Origin of the sequence: Lysobacter sp. TAF61, from assembly GCF_052113485.1 — a bacterium.
Lineage (GTDB): Bacteria > Pseudomonadota > Gammaproteobacteria > Xanthomonadales > Xanthomonadaceae > Lysobacter_J.
On sequence record NZ_JBFRDH010000003.1, the window covers coordinates 256,920 to 278,542 of the forward strand.

Sequence of the window (21,623 nt, forward strand, 5' to 3'; positions counted from 1 at the left end):
CCAAGCAGCCTGCCGCGGCTGATGCTCGCACTGTGAGCGCCCCCGACCGCAACCGCCGACCCGACCACCAGGGCCTCATCGTGATCGGCCATCGCGGCGCCAGCGGCTACCGCCCGGAACACACGCTGGAGTCTTACCGCCTGGCGATCCGCCAGGGTGCCGACTTCATCGAGCCGGACCTGGTCGCGACCCGCGATGGCGTACTCGTCGCCCGCCACGAGAACGAGATCTCAGGCACCACCGACGTCGCGACGCATCCGGAATTCGCCAGCCGCCGCACCACCAAGACCATCGACGGCATCACCCAGACCGGCTGGTTCACCGAGGACTTCACCCTTGCCGAACTGAAGACCCTGCGGGCGAAGGAGCGGATCCCGGCGATCCGGCCCGACAACACCCGTTTCGACGGCATGTACACGATCCCGACCCTGGCCGAAGTGATCGCACTGGTGAAGCGCGAGGCTCGCAATGGCCGCAAGGTCGGCATTTATCCCGAGACCAAGCACCCGACCTACTTCGCACGGGAGGGACGGCGACTCGATGGCCGCCCCATCGGCATCTCGCTCGGCGCGAAACTGGTCGAGACGCTGGTCGCGGAAGGGTTTACCGATCCGTCGCGGATCTACGTGCAGAGCTTCGAGTTCGAGAACCTGATCGAACTGAAGAAGAAGCTGATGCCAGCCGCGGGCATCGACGTGCCGCTGGTGCAGCTGTATGACGACCTCAATGAAGCCAGACCCTATGACGTGGTCTACAACACCACCCACGGCGCCGACCTGGCAGCGCTGTACGCCGGCTTGTCAGGCAAGGTCGAAGGCGGTTTGACTGCAACGACACGGTACGGCGCATTTGCGACCGAATCCGTACTGCAATGGATGAAGGCCAACTACGCCAGCGGCGTAGGCCCGTGGAAAGGCAGTCTGCTACCGCGCCAGCCGCTCGCACCGCCGCGCGACGCCAACGGCGACGGCAAGGCCGAACTGGCCGGGCAGGGCACCGGCCTGGTCCATCCGATGCTGGGCTGGGCGCTGAAGGCCGGATTGCAGGTGCACCCGTACACGCTGCGCGCCGAGGAAACGTTCCTCGCGCAGACCCAGGGCGGCATCACCCAGTCCGTTGTCGCCGAGGCAATGCAGCTGTACGGCCTGGGCGCGCAGGGCTTCTTCATCGACCAACCGGACCAGGGCGTGCTGGCGCGGGACCTTTTCCTCGAGCTCAGTCGCGTCGATCCCGAACGCTGACGCAAAGAAAACCGCCCGGGTCTCCCCGGGCGGTTTCGTCAATCCATCGCGCTGAAGCGACTTACTTCTTGGCAGCCTTGCCGGTCGCCTCGGACCCCGAGGTGGCGGTCAGGCCACGCTTCTCCAGCAGCGGCTCGATCTTCGGATCGTGGCCGGCGAAGTTGCGGAACAGCTGCAGCGCATCGACGCTGCCGCCCTGCGACAGCAGCGACTGGCGGAAATGGTCGCCGTTCTTGCGGGTCAGGCCACCGTTCTGCTTGAACCATTCAACCGAGTTCGCGTCCAGCACTTCCGACCAGATGTAGGCGTAGTAGCCGGCGGCGTAGCCACCCATGATGTGGCTGAAGTACGGCGTGCGGTAACGCGGCGGCACCGCGTAGAAGTTGACGCCGTCCTTCTTCAGCGCGGCGGCTTCAAAGCCCATCACGCCGTTGGCTGCAGGCAGCTGCGACGCCGTCGCCTGGTGCCAGTTCTGGTCGAGCATCGCCGAACCCAGGTACTCGGTGGTGGCGAAGCCCTGGTTGAACTTCGAGCTGGCCAGCACCTTGTCGAGCAGTTCCTTCGGCATCGCCGCGCCCGTCTGGTAGTGCTTGGCGTAGTTGGCCAGGATCGCCGGCCAGTCAGCCCACATCTCGTTGACCTGCGAGGGGTACTCGACGAAGTCGCGCGGCACGCTGGTGCCGGAGAAGTAGGGGTACTCGACATTCGAGAACATGCCGTGCAGCGCATGACCGAACTCGTGGAACGCCGTGGTCACCTCATCCCAGGTCATCAGCGTCGGCTTGCCTTCCGACGGCTTGGGGATGTTGAGGTGGTTGGCCACCACCGGCTTGAACCCGGTCAGGCCGGACTGGTCGACGTAGGAGTTCATCCACGCACCGCCGCGCTTGGAGTCGCGCGCGTACGGATCGAAGATGAAGATCGCCAGCTGCGTGCCGTCCTCGTTGAACACGTCGTACACGAAGGTGTCGGCGTGGTACTTGGGCAGGTCGGTGCGCTCCTTGAACTTCAGGCCGTACAGCTGGCCCGCAGCAAAGAACACGCCGTTCTCCAGCACATTCTTCATCTCGAAGTACGGCTTGAGCTGCGACTCGTCGAATGCGTACTTCTCCTGGCGAACCTTCTCGGTGTAGAACGACCAGTCCCACGGCTCGAGCTTGAAGGTCGGCTGGCCCTTGGCCTTCTGTTCCTTGTCGATCATCGCCTGCAGGTCGGCGCCTTCGCGCTCGGCGTTGGCGACCGCAGCCGGGGCGAGCTGTCCGAGCATGCTGTTGACGGCTTCCGGCGACTTGGCCGTCTCGTCTTCCAGTACATAGGCCGCGTAGTTCGGGTAACCCATGATCTTGGCGCGTTCGGCACGCAGCTTGGTGACCTGGGAGACGATGGCGGTGTTGTCGTACTCGTTGCCGCGGCTGCCGCGGGCGATCGAGGCCTTGTGCAGGCGCTCGCGCACGGCGCGGTTGGTCAGCGACGCCTCCGGCGGCTGGCCGGTGGTGTTGAGCAGGGCGATGACGTACTTGCCGTCGAGCTTGCGCGCCTTGGCCGCTTCGGCGGCGGTGGCGATCTGCTCGTCGGTCAGGCCGTCGAGTTCAGCCTTGGTGTCTACAACAATCGCCGAAGCATTCACTTCGGCCAGCACGTTCTGGCTGAACTTGGTGCCCAGCGCGGCCAGCTCGGCGTTGATCGCCTTGGTGCGGGTCTTGTCGGCTTCCGACAGGTTGGCGCCGGAGCGGACGAAGTCGGTGTAGTAGCGCTCGATCAGGCGCACGCCCTGGGCGTCGAGGCCGAGCGTGGTGCGCGTGTCGTACAGCGCCTTCACGCGGGCAAAGAGCTTGGCGTTGAGGTTGATCGCGTCACGGTGCGCGGAGAACTTCGGCGCGTAGGTCGCCTGCAGCTTCTCGCGCGTGTCGTTGGTGTCGGTGCCGACCAGGTTGAAGAACACCGTGGTGGCGCGGGTCAGCGTGCGGCCCGACTTCTCCATCGCGATGATGGTGTTGTCGAACGTCGGCTTGGCTGCATTGTTGGCGATCGCATCGATCTCCTTCAGCTGCTCGGCCATGCCGGCGTCGAAGGCGGGCGCGAAGTCGGCGTCCTTGATCTTGTCGAACTGCGGGTAATGCAGGGGCAGCGGGGAGTCGCTGAAGAACGGATTCACGCTGTTGGGCGTCAGGGCTGGCGCGCTCACGGACGTATCTGCCTTGGGGGTCTTGGCATAGGTGGGGGCGGTTGCGCTCAATGCCACGGCCAGGGCCAGCGCGAGAGGGTGCTTCATTGGACGGAGACCTCGTCAAAGGGAGCCCGCAGCCTACCCGATGGGGGGCAATTGGACCCCTGACGAAAGGCATGGGGGGACGAACGGCCCGCGCCGGCACAGGCTGGCTACACTTCGGGCAAGGGTCGCCGGCCAGCCGGCGACCAGCGTGATCCATCACCGAGGGGAAAAATCCATGACCGTCCGCACCCGCGCCGCACTGACCCGCGCCGGATTCAACCTTGCCGTCACCCGCAGCCTGCTCCTGGGCGTCGGCCTGCTCGGACTGGCCAGCACCGCCATGGCCGCCGAGACGCTGCGCTACGTCGCCCTGGTCGACGGGGGCAAGCAGGCCGGCCAGCAGGTCGTGACCCACCGCGACGACGGCAGCTACGCCGTCGACTTCATCTTCAAGGACAACGGCCGCGGCCCGGAGCTGAAGGAGGAGTACACCCTGGCCGCGGACGGCACCTACACCCGCTACCGGGTCCAGGGCACGTCGACCTTCGGCGCCGCCATCGACGAGAGCTTCAGCCGCAAGGGCGACCAGGTCGAGTGGAAGTCGAAATCCGACGACGGCAGCCAGAAGGTTTCGGGGACCGCGCTGTACTCGCCGCTGGGCGGCTCGCCGGCCGGGTTCTCGGTGGCGATGGGCGCGCTGGCCAAACGCGCCGACGGCAAGCTGCCGCTGATCCCCAGCGGCACGCTCACTTCGCGCAAGGTGGCGCAGGCCCAGGTCCAGTGCGGCGCCACGCAGCGTCCGGTGCAACTGCTCGCCGTCACCGGCGTCGGCCTGACGCCGACGTTCGCCTGGGCAACCACGGACGCCAGCCCGCGCCTGTTCGCCTACATCTACCCCGGCTTCCTGCAGCTGATCGAAGACGGATGCCAGGGCGGCGCCAATGCCCTGGAGGCGCAGCAGAAGCTGGCCGAGGCCGAGGCGCTGGTCGACCTGGCCAAGCGCCTGGGCCATCCGCTCGCCGGCGCCACCCTGATCCGCAACGCGCGCGTGTTCGACAGCGAAAACGCACGCCTGGGTGCGGCCAGCGACGTGCTGGTGAAGGACGGCACGATCGTATCGGTGACGCCGACCGGCAAGGGCGGCAAGGTCAAGGCCGACAACATCATCGACGCCGGCGGCAAGGTGCTGCTGCCGGGCCTGTTCGACATGCATGCCCATGTCGGCCGCTGGGACGGCGGGCTCAACCTCGCCGCAGGCGTCACCACCGTGCGCGACATGGGCAACGACAACGCCACGCTCCAGCAGATGCTCGGCGAGATCAAGGCCGGCACGCTGATGTCGCCGGACGTGGTGCCCGCCGGTTTCATCGAAGGCGAGAGCAAGTACTCGGCGCGCAACGGCTTCGTGGTCAAGAACCTCGACGATGTGAAGAAGGCGGTCGACTGGTACGCCGAACACGGCTACCCGCAAATCAAGATCTACAACTCGTTCCCGAAGGACATCCTCAAGGACACCGTGGCGTACGCGCACTCCAAGGGCATGCGCGTCAGCGGCCACGTGCCGGCGTTCCTGCGCGCGCAGGACGTGGTGGACGACGGCTTCGACGAGATCCAGCACATCAACCAGCTGATGCTGAACTTCTTCGTCGATGACAAGACCGACACGCGCACGCTGGCGCGGTTCTACCTGCCGGCTGAAAAGACCGACGGCCTGGACCTGGACAGCAAGCCGGTGCAGGACTTCATCGCCACGCTGGCTTCGAAGAAGGTGGTGATCGACCCGACCCTGGCCACGTTCGAGTTCCTGCACCAGCGCAACGGCGAGATGTCGCCGATCGTGGCCGACGTCGCCGACCACCTGCCGCCGGACATCCAGCGCGGCCGTCGCGCCGCCGAGATGAACATCCCCGACGATGCCACCGCGGCGCGCTACACCCGCTCCTACGCCAAGATGGTCGAGTTCGTCGGCCGCGCCTACAAGGCCGGCGTGCCGATGGTGGCCGGCACCGACGAGATGGTCGGCTTCACCCTGCAGCGCGAGCTGGAGCTGTATGTCCAGGCCGGGCTTACCCCGTCGCAGGCCCTGCAGGTGGCGACCTGGAACGGCGCCACGTACAGCCGCACGCTCAAGGAGCGGGGATCGGTCACCCCCGGCAAGCGCTCCGATATCGTGCTGATCGACGGCGATCCGACCACCAACATCGCCGATATCCGCAATGTGGCGCTGGTGATCAAGGGCTCGACCGCCTATTACCCGAGCGAGATCCACGAGGCGCTGGGGATCAAGCCGTTCGTGCCGGCGGTGAAGGTCAGCGCCGCGCGCTGACCAATGCCACCCTGGCCGCGCCTGCGGCCAGGGTGGGGGAGCAGGCGTACGCCCGGGTACGGCGCTTTAACAGTCTGGTAACATTCCGCCCGTCATGTCAGCCGCCGTGGCGCGGACGGGTCCGCGCCGAGGTCGTCAGGGGACGGCCTGAGTCCACGTATCGCCGCATCGCGCATGTCGGAGAGAGGCATGTTCGCTGCGTCGGCCTTCGAATCCTTGGCGTCCCATCCTTGACGCCACCCATCGAGACCGCTCAATGCCTTCCATGCCGCTTGCACGCAAGCTTCCCCGCCACGCCCTGACCGTCGCCATCGCCCTGATGCTGCCGGCCCAGGCCGCTTTCGCGCAGGATGCGCAGACCCCGACCGACACCGCACCGGCGCAGACCGCGCAGCCGGCCAGCGGCAAGTCCACGACGCTGGAGACCATCGAGGTCACCGCGCAGCGCAAGGTCGAAAACCTGCAGGACGTGCCGGTGTCGGTCACCACGCTCAATGCCGAGCAGCTCGATGTGCTGGGTTCCGGTGGCAACGACGTGCGCTTCCTGTCCGGTCGCGTGCCCAGCCTCAACATCGAATCCTCGTTTGGTCGCGCCTTCCCGCGCTTCTACATCCGCGGCTACGGCAACACCGACTTCCGCCTCAACGCGTCGCAGCCGGTGTCGCTGGTCTATGACGAAGTCGTCCAGGAAAACCCGATCCTCAAGGGCTTCCCGGTGTTCGACCTGGATCGCGTCGAAGTGCTGCGTGGCCCGCAGGGTTCGCTGTTCGGCCGCAACACCCCGGCCGGCGTGGTCAAGTTCGAGTCGGTTCGTCCGTCGCAGGATTTCGGCGGCTACGGCAAGCTCGGCATCGGCAGCGACAACATGGTCAACTTCGAGGGCGCCGTCGGCGGCGGCCTCAGCGAGAACTGGTCGGGACGCGCCTCGGTGCTGTTCCAGCGCCGCGACGACTGGGTCGAGAACACCTACCCGGGTCCGAACGACGGTTTCGAAGGCTATGACGAATCGGCCGGCCGCGTGCAGTTCCTCTACGAAGGCGAGTCCTTCGAAGCGCTGCTCAACGCCCACGCCCGTCACCTCAACGGCACCGCGCGTCTGTTCCGCGCCAACATCATCAAGCCGGGCACCAACGACCTGGTCGACGGTTTCGACGAGGACAAGGTCTCGCTCGACGGCCTCAACCACTCCGAGCTCGACAGCCAGGGCGCCAGCGCGCGCCTGACCTGGGACATCGGCGACTACAAGCTGTATTCGATCACCGGCTACGAGTCGGTCGAGACCTACAGCCGCGGCGACATCGACGGCGGTTTCGGCGCGGTGTTCCTGCCGGTGTCGGGCCCGGGCGTGATTCCGTTCGCGTCGGAAACGGCCGACGGCATTCCGTCGCACGCGCAGTGGACGCAGGAGTTCCGCGTCGAGTCCGACCTGGACAGCGCATGGAACTGGCAGGCCGGCCTGTTCTACTTCAACGAAGACTACGACGTCGAAAGCTTCAGCTACGACTCGCTGGCCGGCGGCATCCAGGACGGCTACGAGCGCGTCAACCAGACCAACGACTCGTGGGCCGTGTTCGCGGCGACCACCTGGGACGTCAACGACGCCTTCCAGCTGCGTGCCGGCGTGCGTTACACCTGGGACGACAAGGACCTGGGCGTCGAGGAGTACTGGCAGACCGGCTTTGCTCCGTGCGTGCTCGGCGGCAAGTGCACCATCGCGCAGCTGGCGGCGATGGAGCCCGATGGCGACCTGGTCGAGTCGACCTCCGACAAGAAGTTCAACTGGGACCTGTCGGCCACCTACGAGATCAACGACGACGTGAACCTGTACGGCCGCGTCGCCACCGGCTACCGCGGCAGCAGCATCCAGGCCGCGGGCGCGTTCAACGGCATGTCGATCGCCGGTCCGGAAACCTCCACCTCGTACGAGGCGGGCATCAAGGCCGACCTGTGGGACAAGCGCGCGCGCCTCAACGCCGGCGTCTTCTACTACGAGATCAAGGACCAGCAGCTCACCGCCGTGGGCGGTTCGACCGGTAACGCCAACATCCTGCTCAACGCCGACAAGTCCACCGGCCAGGGCTTCGAGATGGACTTCCAGGCGTACCTGGCCGACGACCTGCTGCTGACCCTGGGCAGCAGCTACAACGACACCGAGATCAAGGACCCGACCCTGGCGGTCTCGCCGTGCGCGGCCTGCACCGTGACCGATCCGCTCGACATCAACGGCAAGGCACTGATCGACGGCAACGTCCTGCCGCAGGCGCCGAAGTGGAACCACAACCTGACCCTGCGCTGGGGCATCCCGATGGACAACGGTGGCGAGTTCTACGCCTACACCGACTGGGTCTATCGCAGCGAAGTGAACTTCTTCCTCTACGACTCGGTCGAGTTCACCGGCAAGTCGCTGGTCGAAGGTGGCCTGCGCCTGGGTTACATGTGGGATTACGGCAAGTACGACCTGGCCGTGTTCGGCCGCAACATCACCGACGAAGTGCAGGTCGTGGGCGGCATCGACTTCAACAACCTCACCGGCTTCATCAACGAGCCGCGCACGGTTGGCGTGGAGTTCAAGGCCGGCTTCTGAGGCATTGGCCTGAGATTGCTGCGATCGTGTGACACCGACAACGCCGGGCCCGTCCCGGCGTTGTCGTTTCCGGCCGCAGGGCGGCCTGCGCGATGGCTGGCGCTCCCATGGCCGTGTCCGGCGCCTTGCCAACGTTTTCAGATTCCCGATGTCCCGCCCGGGCGCTATGCTCGGGGCCACAGTTCCGGAGTCACCCCCCATGACCACCGCCTACGACTTCAGCGCCACCGACATCGACGGCCAGCCGCGCCGGCTCGATGAGTTCCGCGGCAAGGTCCTGCTGATCGTCAACGTCGCCTCCCAGTGCGGGTTTACCCCGCAATACACCGGCCTGGAGAAGCTCTCCCGCGACTTTGGCGGCCGCGGCCTGGAAGTGCTCGGGTTCCCCTGCGACCAGTTCGGCCACCAGGAGCCCGGGGACGAGGCCGAGATCCTCAACTTCTGCTCGCTCAACTACGACGTGACCTTCCCGCTGTTCGCCAAGGTCGAGGTCAACGGCGACGGCGCCCACCCCTTGTGGAAGTGGCTCAAGGACGAAAAGGGTGGCATCCTCGGCCTTGCGGGGATCAAGTGGAATTTCACCAAGTTCCTGGTCGGCCGGGATGGCCAGGTGATCAAGCGATACGCACCGACCGACAAGCCCGAGTCGATTGCGAAGGACATCGAAGCCGCATTGGGGTGATGCCATGCTCAGGCAGGTTCTGCAGACGGAGTTGCAGGTCGAAATCGAAGATCATGATTTCGGTTTGCGCGTGCATGTAAGCGGCGAGGAAAGCCTCGACAACACACTCGCGTACTGGCGCGAAATCATGCCGCGGCTGGAAGTGGCGCAGGGCAACGGCGTGCTGCTGGTCGACGAGCTCAGCGGCGAAGCCATGCAGGAACTGGAATGGCTCGAGCTGGTGCTCGCCATGGAATACGCGCGACTGTGGCGTTACCGCATCGCGCACGTGAAGCCGCGCGGCTTGCAGGATGTCGAGTACTGCGCGCTGTACGCGCGCGATGCCGGCGTGGACGCGGCGGTATTCACCAACGAGGTCGAAGCCGAGCGCTGGCTGCGCCGCGCCGGCACCGGGGCAGCGATCACGGCCTGATCGCTGTCGCGGTTGCCTCGCTACTTCTCGACGAACGCCCGCTCGAACACATACTGCCCCGGCACGCCGATGCGCGGCGCCGCGGCGAAGCCACGGCCATCGAGGATGCCGCGGAAGTCGGCCAGCATCTGCGGGCTGCCGCAGATCATCGCGCGGTCATGCTCGGGGTCGAGCGCCTCGATGCCCAGGTGCCGCATCATCCGGCCGCTGTCGAACAGATCGGTCAGGCGGCCGCGGTGGTCGTTGCCGTCGAAGTCGAACGCCTCGCGCGTTACCGCCGGGTAGTACTTGAGCTTGGCGGCGATCTGCTCGCCGAGGAACTCATGGCGCGGCAGCTCGTTGACGAAGTAGTCGCGGTAGGCCAGGTCCTGCCCGTTGCGGACACCGTGGGTGAGGATCACCCGGTCGAAGCGCTCGTAGGTGGCCGGGTCCTTGATCACCGCCAGCCACGGCGCCAGGCCGGTGCCGGTGCCCAGCAGGTAGAGATTGCGGCCGGGGTGGAGGTCATGGATCAGCAGGGTGCCGGTGGGCTTGCGCCCGATCAGCACCTGGTCGCCCGGCTGGATCGACTTCAGCCGCGAGGTCAGCGGGCCGTTGGGCACCTTGATGCTGAAGAACTCCAGCTGCTCTTCCCAGTTGGCGCTGGCGATCGAATAGGCGCGCAGCAGCGGTCGCACCGAGCCGTCCGCCTGCGGCACTTCCAGTCCGATCATCACGAACTGGCCGTTCTCGAAGCGGAATCCGTCGTCGCGGGTGGTGGTGAAGCTGAAGTAGTCGTCCGTCCAGTGACGGACATCCAGCACCGTTTCGGTGCCAAACGCGGAAGACATGCCGGTGCTTGGGGGAGTAGAACCGGCCGGCATTGTAGCCGATCGCGTCCCTCAGCCCGTCGGCGGATCCAGCCGCAGCAGCTTGCCGTTCTCCTCGTCGGTGAGGACATAGACCTTGCCGTCGCTGCCGACCCGGACGTCGCGAATGCGCGAGTTGAGTTCCTTCAGCAGGCGCTCTTCGCCGGTGATCGTGTCGCCGTCGAGGCTGAGCCGGATCAGGCTGCTGTCGGCCAGTGCCCCCAGGAACAGGCTGTTGTCCCACTTCGAGCCGGCATGCCCGGTGTAGAACGCCATGCCAGACAGGCCCGGCGACTTCTCCCAGACGTGGTAGGGCTGCTCCATGCCCGGCGCCGAGGTGCCGACGGACTCGGGAATCTTCAGGCCCGAGTAGTTGATGCCATGGGTGATGATCGGCCAGCCGTAGTTCTTGCCCGCCTCGGGGCGGTTGATCTCGTCGCCGCCGCGCGGGCCGTGCTCGGCCTCCCACACCGTGCCGGTGCGCGGATCGGTCGCCAGCGACTGCATGTTGCGATGGCCGTAGCTCCAGATCTCCGGGCGAGCGTCCTTGCGGCCGACGAAGGGATTGTCGCTGGGCACGCTGCCGTCGAGGTTCAGGCGCACCACCTTGCCCTGCAGCATGTCGAGCTTCTGCGCGGTCGGGCGGTCGTTGCGTTCGCCCTGGGTGATGAACACATGGCCCTTGCCGTCGAAGGCGATGCGCGAGCCGAAGTGATTCGGGCCCTCGAGCTTGGGCTGCTGTTGATAGATGCGACGCACATCGGTGAGCGCCGTGTCGCCCAGCGTGGCCATGGCCGCAGCGGTGCCGGCGGTGCCGTTCTCGCCGGGCTCGGCGTAGCTGAAGTAGATCCGCTTGCTGCTGGCGAAGTCGGGGGCCAGCACCACGTCGAGCAGGCCGCCCTGGCCCTGCGCCCAGACCTCCGGCACGCCCCCGAGGGGGGCAGACACCGCGCCGTCCGCGGAGATCCGGCGCATCCGCCCCGGGCGCTCGGTGACCAGGAAGCCGCCATCGGGCAGCAGCGCCACGCTCCACGGGTGCGACAGGCCCGAGGCAATCTCGGTCACGCGCACCTGGCCGTTCTGGCTGGCGACGGTCTGCGTCGGCATCGCCTTGGGCGCCGGGGTCGCGGCAGCGACGGCGTCCGTCTTCGCGGCGGCACCCTGGTCGGCCTGGCATGCGGCAAGCGAGAGCGACAGCGCAAAGGCGAGGGCGGTGCAGTGGACGTGGTGGCGCATGGACAGTCTCCCGGAGCGAATAGGGGTAGAGAGAATGGTGACAGCCGACCGCCTCAACGATACCCGGCGGCCTGCAATTCAAACAGTTCGGCGTAGCGGCCGCCCTGGTCGAGCAGTTCCTGGTGGGTGCCGCTGGCTTCGAGCCGGCCTTGCGCGAGCACCAGGATGCGATCGGCCATGCGCACGCTGCTGAAGCGGTGCGAAATCAGTACCGCGGTCTTGCCGTGCGAGAGTTCCTTGAAGCGCCGGAACACTTCGAACTCGCTGCGTGCATCCAGCGCCGCGGTCGGCTCGTCGAGGATCATCACCTGCGCATCGCGCATGTAGGCTCGGGCGATGGCGATCTTCTGCCACTGCCCGCCGGACAGGTCGACGCCGGTCTTGAAGCGGCGGCCAACCAGCTGGTCGTAACCGTTGGGCAATGCCTCGATCACCTCGTCGGCCGCCGCGCGCCGGGCCGCCTCGCGGATGCGCGCGCTGTCGGCCATCGCGTCGATCTGGCCAACGCCGATGTTCTCGCCGGCGGTGAGGTGGTAGCGGACGAAGTCCTGGAAGATCACGCCGACGTTGCCGCGCAGGTCGTCCAGGTCGTAGTCGCGAAGGTCGCGGCCGTCCAGGGTGATGCGGCCTTCGTCCGGGTCGTACAGGCGCGCAAGCAGCTTGACCAGGGTGGTCTTGCCGGCGCCGTTCTCGCCGACCAGGGCCAGCACTTCGCCGGCGCGCAGTTCGAAGTCGAGACCGCGCAGCGCCCACTTTTCCGCATCGGGATAGCGGAAGCCGACGTTCTCGAACACGAAACCGCGCGCGATCGGCCGCGGTATCGGCAATGCATTGGCCGGCGAGACGATCTCGGGCGTGATCTCGAAGAACGAGAACAGGTCATCCAGGTACAGCGCCTGTCCGGCCACCTGCGAGAAGCCGACCAGCAGGCCTTCGAGCAACTGCCGCAAGCGGCGGAAACTGCCGGCCAGGAAGGTCAGGTCGCCGATGCTGAAATCGCCGCGCACGGTGCGCCAGGCGATGTAGGCGTAGGCGACGTAATAGCCCATCGTGCCCAGCGCGGCCAGCAGCGCACCCCAGGCGGCGCGGCGGCGGGCGAGGGCGCGGTTGGCGCGGAAGAATCCGTCGGCCAGTTCGCGGTACTTGGCGATCAGGTAACGGTGGAGGTTGAAGATCTTCACCTCCTTGGCCGTCTCCACGCTCGCGCCCATCTGGCGCACGTATTCCAGCTGGCGGCGTTCGGGCGTCCAGGCGAAGTTGAGCGAATAGCCCAGCGCGTTGAAGTGCGCCTCGCCGACGAACGAGGGCACCAGCGCCACGGCGAGCAGCACGATCAGCCATGGCGCATAGACCAGCAGGCCGGCAGCGAAGCTGATCACGGTGATCGCATCCTGCACCTGGCCGAACAGCTGGCTCATCAGGTTCATCCGCCCCATGGTCTGGCGGCGCGCGCGGTCGAGCTTGTCCTGCAGGTCCGGGTCTTCGAAGTCCTCCAGGTCGAGCGTGGCCGCGTGCTCCATCAGGCGCACGCTGGTGGCGTTGGTGAACAGTTCCGACAGCAGCGAGTCGCCGTAGCTGATCAGGCGCCCGAGCAGGTCCGAGCCGATCGCCAGCGCGAACTCGAGCAGCAGCAGCGACGACAGCGTGTCCAGCTGGCCGCTGTGCCAGGCCGCACCGATCGACTCGAAGTTGGCGCCGGCTGCGACCAGCCGCACGGCTTCGTCGATGATCAGCTTGCCGACATACAGTGTGGCGATGGGCAGGAACGCGCGGACGATCCGCAGGCCCAGCGTGGTCAGCGTCAGCCAGGGGCTGGTCGCCCAGATCTGCCGCAGGAATGGCGGCAGGTTGCGCAACGCGTCGAATCGTTCGCGCAGGCTTGGCTTGGCGGGTGCGGCGGTGTCGGCGGGCATGGGTTGGCAGGATAGGGCACAACGGCGGCAGCCGACGTCATGGTGATGTTGCGGCCGTCATGCAGGAGCGAGGGGAAGATCGAGTTCGACCCAGGCCGGGGCATGATCGCTGGCCCGTTCCGAGCCGCGTACCCAGCGATCCACGCCGGCTTCGCTCAGGCTTGGCGCGAGCACCGGGTTGAGCAGGAGATGGTCGATGCGCAGTCCCGCATCGCGCTGCCAGTGCTGGCGGAAGTAATCCCAGAACGTATACACGCGCTCCTCGCCGAACAGTTCGCGCAGGCTGTCCGTCCAGCCCTGCGCGAGCAGGCGCTCGTAGCGCTCGCGGCTTTGCGGCTGCAGCAGGGCATCCTTGCGCCACGATTTTGGGTCGTAGATGTCCGCATCGGTCGGCACGACGTTGAAGTCGCCGGCGATCACGACGGGCTGGCCGCAGTCGTGCAGTTGTTGTGCGCGTTCGATCAGGCGGTCGAACCAGGCCAGTTTGTAGTCGAACTTGGGACCGGGCTGCGGATTGCCGTTGGGCAGGTACAGGCAAGCGATGACTATTCCGTTCACCGCCGCTTCGAGATAGCGGCTCTGGCTGGGATCGGGGTCGCCAGGGAGACCGCGCTGGATCTCGATCGGGTCGCTGTCGCGGGCCAGGATGGCCACGCCGTTCCAGGCCTTCTGGCCGTGGCAGATCGCGCCATAGCCGGCCTCGGCGAGGGCCTTGCGCGGGAACTGCTCGTTGGCGGCCTTCAGTTCCTGCAGGCAGGCGACATCGGGCGCGTCCTCGCGCAGCCATGCCAGCAGTGATTCCAGGCGGGTGTTGATGCCGTTGACGTTGAACGTGGCGATCTTCACGCGCGGGCCCGGTGCGGCGCTCGCGTGGGAACCGGCGAACCGGCTCCCACGGACATCGGCTCAGAAACGGTACACGCCACCCAGGCGGATGCCGCTGTCCTTGAACTCGAGATGGCCATTGAAACGGTTGGCATCGGCGTCGGCGTCGATGTTGTTGTAGGTGTAGTCGAGCATGAAACCGAAGCTCTCCCACGGGTACCACTCGACGCCGCCGCGGGCGAAGGTGACATCGGCATCGATGTCGTTGATGTTGGCCTTGAAGTAGCCCGCTTCGGCGTACAGGCGCCAATCTTCCGCGGGTGTCCAGCGCCAGCTGCCGCCAATCGTCGGTGCGGGGATGTCGGCAGAGACCTGCCGATCGAAATCCGCCCCGCCCTGATTGCCGCCGGCATCGACCACCAGGCTCAAGTCCAGTTCGACCTTGTACCAGATCAGGCCCAGGCGCGGGCCCAGTGCCCAGGTTTCGTTGTTGGCTGCCCACCAGTTGTAGTTGAGCTCGTAGGCATCGAGGTTGTACTCGCTGCGAACGGTTGCAGATGCCGGGTAGGTCGCGCCATCGAAGTTGATGTCGCGGTTGAGAGTGCGGCGCGAGTCGAAACTGTCCTGGTAGTAGGAGATGCCGAACTCGTGGTCTTCGAACGGCCGCCAGCTCGCGGAGATCAGGCCGATCGTGCTGTCGCCGTCCAGGCCCAGGTCGCGATCGAGATCGACATCGGAGCCCCGCACGGTCTCGCCGTCGGCGCGCAGCTGGGTGTCGAATTTGCTGATGTAACCGGCGACGCGGATGCTGAATGTGTCCAGCGGCTGCACGGCCAGGGCCGGGAAGGACAGTGCCGAGAGGAAGACTGCGGGCAACAGGACGCGACCCACAGCCGCGCGGTGACGTTGCGACGACGACATGCGAACCCCCTCAGGATGGCGTCCCGGCCGGGCTGACCGGGCAGATGTTTACTTTATGTAACGTTCCATCTTCGCCTGTGCGGGAAATGTGAAGATGCCGTGTCCAGGCAAACGGCCCGGACCCGCAGTCAGATACGGGCTAAAATATGGCCCCGCCCGCCAGCCTCGATGCCCGCCGTGAGCAACGCCGCAAGCCCGAAGTCCAGCTCGACCACGCCAGCCTCCATCCGCCAGGAAGACCTGATCCAGTCCGTGGCCGATGCCCTGCAGTACATCAGCTACTACCACCCGGTCGACTACATCCAGAACCTCGCCGCCGCCTACGAGCGCGAAGAGTCGCCGGCCGCGCGCGATGCCATCGCCCAGATCCTGATCAACTCGCGCATGTGCGCTGAAGGCCACCGTCCGATCTGCCAGGACACCGGTATCGTCACCGTGTTCCTCGAGATCGGCATGAACGTGCGCTGGGACGACGCCACCATGGGCGTGGAGGACATGGTCCACGAGGGCGTGCGCCGCGCCTACAACCACCCCGACAACAAGCTGCGCGCGTCGGTATTGGCCGATCCAGCGGGCAAGCGCACCAACACCAAGGACAACACGCCGGGCGTGGTCAACGTCAAGGTCGTGCCGGGCAATACGGTCGATGTGATCGTCGCCGCCAAGGGCGGCGGCTCGGAAGCCAAGTCGAAGTTCGCGATGCTCAACCCCTCCGACTCGATCGTCGACTGGGTGCTCAAGACCGTGCCGACGATGGGTGCGGGCTGGTGCCCGCCGGGCATGCTCGGCATCGGCATCGGCGGCACCGCCGAGAAGGCGATGCTGCTGGCGAAGGAAGCGCTGATGGAACCGATCGACATCACCGAGCTGCAGCAGCGCGGTGCGTCCAATCGCGCCGAGGAGCTGCGCCTGGAACTGTTCGAGAAGGTCAACGCGCTCGGCATCGGCGCGCAGGGCCTGGGCGGCCTGACCACCGTGCTCGACATCAAGGTCAAGGATTACCCGACCCACGCGGCCAACCTGCCGGTGGCGCTGATTCCGAACTGCGCCGCCACGCGCCACGCCCATTTCACGCTCGATGGCAGCGGCCCGGTGATGCTCGATCCGCCGTCGCTGGCCGACTGGCCGGAGCTGACGTACGACGCTTCCAAGGGGCGTCGGGTCAATCTCGACACGCTCACCCGCGAAGACGTCGCCAGCTGGAAGCCCGGCGAGGTGCTGCTGCTCAACGGCAAGCTGCTGACCGGTCGCGACGCCGCGCACAAGCGCATGGTCGACATGCTCAACAAGGGCGAGTCGCTGCCGGTCGATCTCAAGGGCCGTTTCATCTACTACGTCGGCCCGGTCGATCCGGTGCGCGATGAGGTCGTCGGCCCGGCCGGCCCGACCACGGCCACGCGCATGGACAAGTTCACCGAGCAGGTGCTCAGTCAGACCGGTCTGCTCGGCATGGTCGGCAAGGCCGAGCGCGGTCCGACGGCCATCGAGGCGATCCGCAAGCACGGTTCGGCCTATCTGATGGCGGTCGGCGGCGCTGCCTATCTGGTGTCGAAGGCGATCAAGGCTGCGCGCGTGGTCGGCTTCGCCGACCTGGGCATGGAGGCGATCTACGAGTTCCAGGTGGAAGACATGCCAGTGACCGTGGCCGTCGACTCCACCGGCGAGTCGGTGCACAAGACCGGCCCGCGCGAGTGGCAGGCGAGAATCGGCAAGATCCCGGTAGTAGTGGAGTAATCCCCCCACACCGTCGTCCCGGCGAACCCCGGGACCCGTCAACCCATGGACGCTGCGCGAGGCCTACAACCGCCCCACCAGCTCCACCAGCTTCTTGCGCGTCTCGGCGCGCAGCAGATACGCCTGCGCCATCGCCTCCAGCGCGGCGATGTTGGTGTCGCTGACATCGTCCAGGTCGTCCAGCCCCGTCAACAGTTCTGCCTGCAGGCGGAAATAGCCGTCGCCGACCAGGTGCTGGGCGATGTAGTCGACCGCGTCGGTGTTGCCATCGAACAGCACGTCGATGATCGGGATCGCCCATTCGATCGCGCCCCATTCCTGCGCGGACTTCAGGTCGATCGGCCGGTTGCGCTCGCCGCTGCCGACCGACAGCACCACCAGGTCCTGGGCGCTGTCGACGCGGGCGTCCTTGCGCAACGCTTCGGCGATCGCGCACGCGGTCGGGTTGTTGGCCACCACACCGCCATCGATCATCGCCCGCTTGCGTCCCTCGACCACCATCGGGTGGGCGGGGAAGTAGGTCGGCGCCGCCGTCGATGCGCGGCACACTTCCCACATCGGCAAGTCGGCGTGCTCGGGCTTGAAGCTCTTGAACACCACCGGCGTGCGCGAAATCGTGTCGTAACTGGTGACCAATAGTGGTTTCTTCGCCTGGCCCAGCGTGGTGGTGCCGAAGACCTTCTTCAGCACCTTCTCCAGACCTTTGCCGTCGTAGCGTGGCGCGGACACGCCCTGGCTCAGCAGTCGCCCCGCGCGTGACCACAGTCGCTGCGCCATGCCCGGGAAGATCACATGCCGCTGCTGCCGGTAGAGCTCGGCCATTTGCCCGGGCCCCAGGCCCATCGCCAGCCCGCAGGCGATCAGCGCGCCGGTCGAGCTGCCGGCGATCAGGTCGAAGTTGCCGACCAGCCCGCCGCGTTTGCCGGCCTGGGCGAGGGCATCCTCGACGCCGGACAGCCAGACACAGCTGACCAGGCCACGGATGCCGCCACCATCGAGCGAAAGGATGCGGTGCATTTTCACGGTGACGTCTCCTGCCATTGCAACCCCTGCCGAAGATGGAGGTCATCATCGCAGGCCGCGGTCGCATGGACTGCGACCGCGGTGTCAGGTCAGTACCATTCCAGCAGCGAGATGCCCAGGCCGATGTAGGTCGCCCGGTGGTTGTAGTCGATCAGGCTTTCGCCGTAGCCGTCGAACACCTGCACGTGCCCGCGCAGGCTGTTGCTGATCGGGAAGCCCCAGTCCAGTTGCAGCGCGCCGTGCGAACGGTCGCCGCCGCGCAGCGAATGCCGCCCCATCACCGAGAACTGGTGGCCGCCGTGCACGTACACCAGCGTGGCGTCGCCGCGCCCGACGAAATCCTCGATGTCGGAGTTGTTGTCGTCGCCGGCACTCTCCGGGACGCGCCACCACGGCCGGATCGTCAGCGCCCAGTTCTCGCGATCCAGTCCGATGGTGCCGATCACGCGGTTCCAGCTGCGCGACAGGGGATCGGCGCGGCCATTGGACTGGTGATTGATGCCGATCCCGGCCAGGCGTCCGGTCCAGCCACCAATCTGGTAGTTGTTGCGGAAGGTCAGCATGACCTCCGGTTCGTAGTTGGTTTCGCGGAACGGCCGCGAGGTGTCGGCGCTGTAGACCTGCCAGCGCGAGCTCTGGGTGTAGGCCAGCCACAGGTCGCCGTTGTCGCCGAATATGTTCTCCCAGGCCTTGGTCTTGAAGCTCAGCTGGAACTTGGCTTCGAGCGCATCGACCGGGAGCGGCCCGGGCACGGTGTTGTTCGGGTTCGGCGAATGCGGCGCCTCGTTGACGTCGTTGGTCCAGAACGCGGGCAGCAGGTAAACCGGCTTGTAGGCGCGGAAGTTGAAGATGCCCAGCTTGGAGTCGCTGGCCAGTTCCCAGCGGCTGTCGAGCAGCGAGCCCTTGCCGGCGTTGGCAATGGCGCTGTGCAACGGGTCTTCCATCGGGAACATCTCGTTGCCCGCGCGGGACTCCCCGCCGGCGCGGGCCGGTTGTTCCGCGGCCGCAGGCGGGGCCGCCCCGGGCACCACTTCCTCGGCGAGCTCCAGGTTTTTCTGGATCGCCTTGGCTTCCTTGGCGGCAATATCGGCGCCGCGCGTGTCGCGGGCCTGGCGGCCGAACGCGGCGTCGTAGCAGGCCAGCCGGTCGGCATCGACGTTAATGGAAACGCAGGCTTCGGGCGTGGCCGGCGTGGCGGGGACCTGTGCCTGCGCCAGCAAGGGGGCTGCGGCGATCAGCAGCAGTGGTCGGGAGAATGGACGGCGAACTTGGCGCGAATTGCGGACTGGCTGCATGCGGGGGGCTCGATGCGGTGGACGTCGCGGCTGCAAAGTGTGCATTGCCGTGCGGGCGCTGTCGTTAACGCGACTTGTCCGGGAAAGGGCGGGACGGTGCCCGTGGCGATATTGCGCGGGAATCTGCAGTCACACGAACCAGGCGAATGCGAACAGTCCCAGCATGGCGAATGCCAGGCCCAGTTTGAGCACCACGCCGAAGACGATGCCGAGCCAGGTGCCGAAGCCGACCTTGGCCGCCTTGCGCACCTCGCGGCCGTGGATCAGTTCGCCACCCAGGGCGCCGACAAAAGGCCCGGCGAACAATCCGACCGGGCCGAAGAACAGGCCGGCAAACGTGCCCAGCACCGCGCCGACCACGGCCAGTCTGCTGGCGCCCACGCGCTTGGCCCCGATCGAAGTGGCCAGCAGGTCGATGCCCAGCGACAGCACGGTCAGCACCCCCAGTATCACCAGCGGCACCGAGCCGACCTCGCGGAAATCCCCGGCCCATGCCGCCAGCAACATCCCGCCGAAAACCAGGGGCAGGCCGGGCAGGGCAGGCAATACCGTGCCGGCTATCCCGACCAGGATCAGAATGCCGGCCAATACGTAATAAAACCCCTGCAATTCCATACTAATTACCCCCTGTAGAGCATGACTTTGCCCAGATTGCATTTTCACCCGGCCCGGGGTACTTTGCGGGCGCTGTGTTTGCCAGGGTCACCGTGAATCGTGGCCCGATGCGGTTGATCCATCGATCCGCTACATCGTTGCACCTCGCTTCCTCCTTGCAACCAGCACGCAGCCTAACGCGGCGTTATCAACCAAACGTTCCAAGGAGTAAGTAAATATGTCGAACCGTGAAACCGGTACCGTCAAGTGGTTCAACGATGCCAAGGGCTTTGGCTTCATCAGCCGCGAGAATGGCGAGGACGTGTTCGTGCACTTCCGTGCCATCCAGTCGCAGGGCTTCAAGAGCCTGAAGGAAGGCCAGAAGGTCTCCTTCACCGTCGTGCAGGGCCAGAAGGGCCTGCAGGCCGACGCCGTCCAGCCGCTCTGATCCCAGTCTCTGGGGCCGGATCCGGCGACGGAAGTCTCTGGCGCTGCTTGCGGCGCCCGGAAAGGAAAAACCCGGCCTGCGCCGGGTTTTTTCTTTATACGTGAATGTTACCGCTCCCACTGTTTCATCCCGTTGTTTCCGGGATTAGTTACTGCGCATAGGCGCGGCCGTTATTGACGCGGACATAGGAACCTTCGCGGATGCCGCCCAGGTCCTTCTGCGTCACGACCGTGGTGCGGCCGTCGTTGAGACGAACGTAAACGTTATAGCCCGGGCCGGCGGTGTTCTTCTGGATTGCATTGCCGGCGATGGCGCCGCCCACCGCGCCAGCGGCGGCGGAAATATTCTGATTGCCCTTGCTGCCGCCGGTATGGGCCGAAATCTCGTGGCCGGCGACGGCGCCGACCAGGCCGCCCAGGACTGCGCCCGTGGCGCTGGGCGCGGTGGAACCGGTGGCGACCTGTTCGATACGGGTCACGGTGCCGCAGTCGTAGCAGGTGTTGCTGCTGCCGCCGTAGGACGGTGCAGGTGCCGGCACGGTGCTGTAGCCGGGCGACGGAGACGTGGCACAGCCGGCAAGCGCAAGCATCGCAGCGGAAGCAATACCAAGCAGGCGGAGATTCTGGGAACTCATGCGCGACTCCTTGTGGAGGTGAGGGCGGCAACACCAACCCGGTGCCCGCCACGCATGAACGCTAGCCTTGTGGAGATGAACAGGCGATCAATATTCCGGTATGACCGCCGCCGTGTTGTGCAAAGAGCCAGCTTGCTGGAGGCCGCGTGATGACACGCGGCTGGCCGCAGACTCAGCCGCGGAAGTCCTGATGGCAGGCCTTGCAGGCTTCTCCGATTTCAGTATTGACCGTGCCCACGCCGGCACAGTTGAGCGGCGGGCTGGCAAGCGCGGCGTCGAGCTTGGCGCGCATGCGGCTGGCGTGCTCGCCGAATCGCTTGTCGTCGGCCAGGTCGGGGAACGCCGGTTCCAGGTCGTCAGCCATTACTCGCAGTGCGTTGAAATGGGGCAGCACGTCGGTCGCCGCGCAACGGTTCTGCTCGACCTTGTGCTTGAGCTGGCCCAGGTGCCACTGCTGGACGTGCATCACGCCTTCGGGGAAATGGTCCTTGCGGGCGTTGATCGCACGCAATGCCATGACCGTAGCGATCACGCCGATCGCCAGTCCGATGAGGAACAGGAACAGGTACTTCGTCGCGTTGCTGCCTGGCTTGACACTGCTGGGCTGGGGGTTGCTCATCGTCCGGGCTCCGTGCAATTTGCGCCGAACCATATCATGCGGGTCGCGGCGCGCAGGTCACGGCGGCCCCCGGCTT

The 21,623-nt window shown here is 66.2% G+C and carries 18 protein-coding genes; 7 read left to right on the plus strand and 11 right to left on the minus strand.

Annotated features, from left to right (window positions below):
• The first annotated feature begins 32 nt into the window (after window positions 1-32).
• Window positions 33-1,241, plus strand: a complete 1,209-nt coding sequence (locus tag AB4Y64_RS08800) for a glycerophosphodiester phosphodiesterase family protein (protein ID WP_441816076.1) — start codon at window positions 33-35, stop codon at window positions 1,239-1,241.
• Window positions 1,242-1,302: 61 nt separating this feature from the next.
• On the opposite strand, the gene AB4Y64_RS08805 is transcribed toward AB4Y64_RS08800, so the two are convergent.
• Complete coding sequence (locus AB4Y64_RS08805) at window positions 1,303-3,513, minus strand: M3 family metallopeptidase (RefSeq protein WP_441816077.1); 2,211 nt, start codon at window positions 3,511-3,513, stop codon at window positions 1,303-1,305.
• 175 nt (window positions 3,514-3,688) lie between these two features.
• Between AB4Y64_RS08805 and AB4Y64_RS08810 the strand changes: the two genes are divergently transcribed.
• The 4 genes from AB4Y64_RS08810 to AB4Y64_RS08825 all read left to right on the plus strand — a co-directional run bounded on the left by AB4Y64_RS08810 (window position 3,689) and on the right by AB4Y64_RS08825 (window position 9,457).
• Entirely contained in the window at window positions 3,689-5,779 is a 2,091-nt protein-coding gene (locus tag AB4Y64_RS08810; protein WP_441816078.1) for an amidohydrolase family protein, read from the plus strand.
• A gap of 265 nt (window positions 5,780-6,044) precedes the next feature.
• On the plus strand, window positions 6,045-8,363 hold the full coding sequence (locus tag AB4Y64_RS08815) for a TonB-dependent receptor (RefSeq protein WP_441816079.1): 2,319 nt from the start codon (window positions 6,045-6,047) through the stop codon (window positions 8,361-8,363).
• Between the two features lie 199 nt (window positions 8,364-8,562).
• Window positions 8,563-9,045: a glutathione peroxidase gene (locus tag AB4Y64_RS08820; RefSeq protein ID WP_441816080.1), complete on the plus strand. Its 483-nt coding sequence runs from the start codon at window positions 8,563-8,565 to the stop codon at window positions 9,043-9,045.
• Between the two features lie 4 nt (window positions 9,046-9,049).
• Window positions 9,050-9,457 (plus strand): hypothetical protein, encoded by a 408-nt coding sequence (locus AB4Y64_RS08825; protein ID WP_441816081.1) that lies wholly within the window; start codon window positions 9,050-9,052, stop codon window positions 9,455-9,457.
• Window positions 9,458-9,477: 20 nt separating this feature from the next.
• On the opposite strand, the gene AB4Y64_RS08830 is transcribed toward AB4Y64_RS08825, so the two are convergent.
• Genes AB4Y64_RS08830 through AB4Y64_RS08850 form a run of 5 tightly spaced genes read right to left on the minus strand, consistent with a single transcriptional unit; the run spans window position 9,478 to window position 15,200 of the window.
• The gene (locus AB4Y64_RS08830; RefSeq protein WP_441816082.1) at window positions 9,478-10,287 is read right to left on the minus strand and encodes a ferredoxin--NADP reductase; all 810 of its coding nucleotides are present in this window, start codon (window positions 10,285-10,287) and stop codon (window positions 9,478-9,480) included.
• Between the two features lie 51 nt (window positions 10,288-10,338).
• Window positions 10,339-11,541, minus strand: a complete 1,203-nt coding sequence (locus tag AB4Y64_RS08835) for a PQQ-dependent sugar dehydrogenase (RefSeq protein ID WP_441816083.1) — start codon at window positions 11,539-11,541, stop codon at window positions 10,339-10,341.
• 53 nt (window positions 11,542-11,594) lie between these two features.
• Window positions 11,595-13,454: an ABC transporter ATP-binding protein gene (locus AB4Y64_RS08840; protein ID WP_441816084.1), complete on the minus strand. Its 1,860-nt coding sequence runs from the start codon at window positions 13,452-13,454 to the stop codon at window positions 11,595-11,597.
• A 57-nt stretch (window positions 13,455-13,511) separates the two neighbouring features.
• Window positions 13,512-14,300: an exodeoxyribonuclease III gene (gene xth, locus AB4Y64_RS08845; RefSeq protein WP_441816085.1), complete on the minus strand. Its 789-nt coding sequence runs from the start codon at window positions 14,298-14,300 to the stop codon at window positions 13,512-13,514.
• 60 nt (window positions 14,301-14,360) lie between these two features.
• Window positions 14,361-15,200 carry a hypothetical protein gene (locus tag AB4Y64_RS08850; RefSeq protein ID WP_441816086.1) on the minus strand — a complete coding sequence of 280 codons (840 nt, stop codon included), beginning with the start codon at window positions 15,198-15,200 and terminating at the stop codon, window positions 14,361-14,363.
• Window positions 15,201-15,377: 177 nt separating this feature from the next.
• Here AB4Y64_RS08850 and AB4Y64_RS08855 point away from each other — a divergent pair, with 177 nt between their 5' ends.
• Entirely contained in the window at window positions 15,378-16,934 is a 1,557-nt protein-coding gene (locus AB4Y64_RS08855) for a fumarate hydratase (RefSeq protein ID WP_441816087.1), read from the plus strand.
• Window positions 16,935-16,997: 63 nt separating this feature from the next.
• On the opposite strand, the gene AB4Y64_RS08860 is transcribed toward AB4Y64_RS08855, so the two are convergent.
• The 3 genes from AB4Y64_RS08860 to AB4Y64_RS08870 form a co-directional block, all read right to left on the minus strand.
• Window positions 16,998-17,951 carry a patatin-like phospholipase family protein gene (locus AB4Y64_RS08860; protein WP_441816331.1) on the minus strand — a complete coding sequence of 318 codons (954 nt, stop codon included), beginning with the start codon at window positions 17,949-17,951 and terminating at the stop codon, window positions 16,998-17,000.
• Window positions 17,952-18,046: 95 nt separating this feature from the next.
• The gene (locus tag AB4Y64_RS08865; RefSeq protein WP_441816088.1) at window positions 18,047-19,252 is read right to left on the minus strand and encodes a phospholipase A; all 1,206 of its coding nucleotides are present in this window, start codon (window positions 19,250-19,252) and stop codon (window positions 18,047-18,049) included.
• 129 nt (window positions 19,253-19,381) lie between these two features.
• Complete coding sequence (locus AB4Y64_RS08870) at window positions 19,382-19,867, minus strand: DUF456 domain-containing protein (protein ID WP_441816089.1); 486 nt, start codon at window positions 19,865-19,867, stop codon at window positions 19,382-19,384.
• A gap of 217 nt (window positions 19,868-20,084) precedes the next feature.
• Between AB4Y64_RS08870 and AB4Y64_RS08875 the strand changes: the two genes are divergently transcribed.
• Window positions 20,085-20,294 carry a cold-shock protein gene (locus AB4Y64_RS08875; RefSeq protein ID WP_158731317.1) on the plus strand — a complete coding sequence of 70 codons (210 nt, stop codon included), beginning with the start codon at window positions 20,085-20,087 and terminating at the stop codon, window positions 20,292-20,294.
• Window positions 20,295-20,442: 148 nt separating this feature from the next.
• Here AB4Y64_RS08875 and AB4Y64_RS08880 read toward each other — a convergent pair whose 3' ends face one another.
• Window positions 20,443-20,928: a glycine zipper 2TM domain-containing protein gene (locus AB4Y64_RS08880; protein WP_441816090.1), complete on the minus strand. Its 486-nt coding sequence runs from the start codon at window positions 20,926-20,928 to the stop codon at window positions 20,443-20,445.
• Window positions 20,929-21,100: 172 nt separating this feature from the next.
• Window positions 21,101-21,547, minus strand: coding sequence for a hypothetical protein (locus tag AB4Y64_RS08885; RefSeq protein ID WP_441816091.1), 447 nt, complete (start codon window positions 21,545-21,547; stop codon window positions 21,101-21,103).
• Window positions 21,548-21,623 lie beyond the last annotated feature (76 nt).

Bases quoted from the DNA above. Each gene is read 5' to 3' on its own strand.
- AB4Y64_RS08820 (WP_441816080.1), top strand. From the start codon at position 8,563: ATGACCACCGCCTACGACTTCAGCGCCACCGACATCGACGGCCAGCCG.
- AB4Y64_RS08810 (WP_441816078.1), top strand. From the start codon at position 3,689: ATGACCGTCCGCACCCGCGCCGCACTGACCCGCGCCGGATTCAACCTT.
- AB4Y64_RS08835 (WP_441816083.1), bottom strand. From the start codon at position 11,541: ATGCGCCACCACGTCCACTGCACCGCCCTCGCCTTTGCGCTGTCGCTC.
- AB4Y64_RS08825 (WP_441816081.1), top strand. From the start codon at position 9,050: ATGCTCAGGCAGGTTCTGCAGACGGAGTTGCAGGTCGAAATCGAAGAT.
- AB4Y64_RS08840 (WP_441816084.1), bottom strand. From the start codon at position 13,454: ATGCCCGCCGACACCGCCGCACCCGCCAAGCCAAGCCTGCGCGAACGA.
- AB4Y64_RS08805 (WP_441816077.1), bottom strand. From the start codon at position 3,513: ATGAAGCACCCTCTCGCGCTGGCCCTGGCCGTGGCATTGAGCGCAACC.
- AB4Y64_RS08830 (WP_441816082.1), bottom strand. From the start codon at position 10,287: ATGTCTTCCGCGTTTGGCACCGAAACGGTGCTGGATGTCCGTCACTGG.
- AB4Y64_RS08880 (WP_441816090.1), bottom strand. From the start codon at position 20,928: ATGAGTTCCCAGAATCTCCGCCTGCTTGGTATTGCTTCCGCTGCGATG.
- AB4Y64_RS08850 (WP_441816086.1), bottom strand. From the start codon at position 15,200: ATGTCGTCGTCGCAACGTCACCGCGCGGCTGTGGGTCGCGTCCTGTTG.
- AB4Y64_RS08885 (WP_441816091.1), bottom strand. From the start codon at position 21,547: ATGAGCAACCCCCAGCCCAGCAGTGTCAAGCCAGGCAGCAACGCGACG.
- AB4Y64_RS08875 (WP_158731317.1), top strand. From the start codon at position 20,085: ATGTCGAACCGTGAAACCGGTACCGTCAAGTGGTTCAACGATGCCAAG.
- AB4Y64_RS08865 (WP_441816088.1), bottom strand. From the start codon at position 19,252: ATGCAGCCAGTCCGCAATTCGCGCCAAGTTCGCCGTCCATTCTCCCGA.
- AB4Y64_RS08860 (WP_441816331.1), bottom strand. From the start codon at position 17,951: ATGCACCGCATCCTTTCGCTCGATGGTGGCGGCATCCGTGGCCTGGTC.
- AB4Y64_RS08815 (WP_441816079.1), top strand. From the start codon at position 6,045: ATGCCGCTTGCACGCAAGCTTCCCCGCCACGCCCTGACCGTCGCCATC.
- AB4Y64_RS08870 (WP_441816089.1), bottom strand. From the start codon at position 19,867: ATGGAATTGCAGGGGTTTTATTACGTATTGGCCGGCATTCTGATCCTG.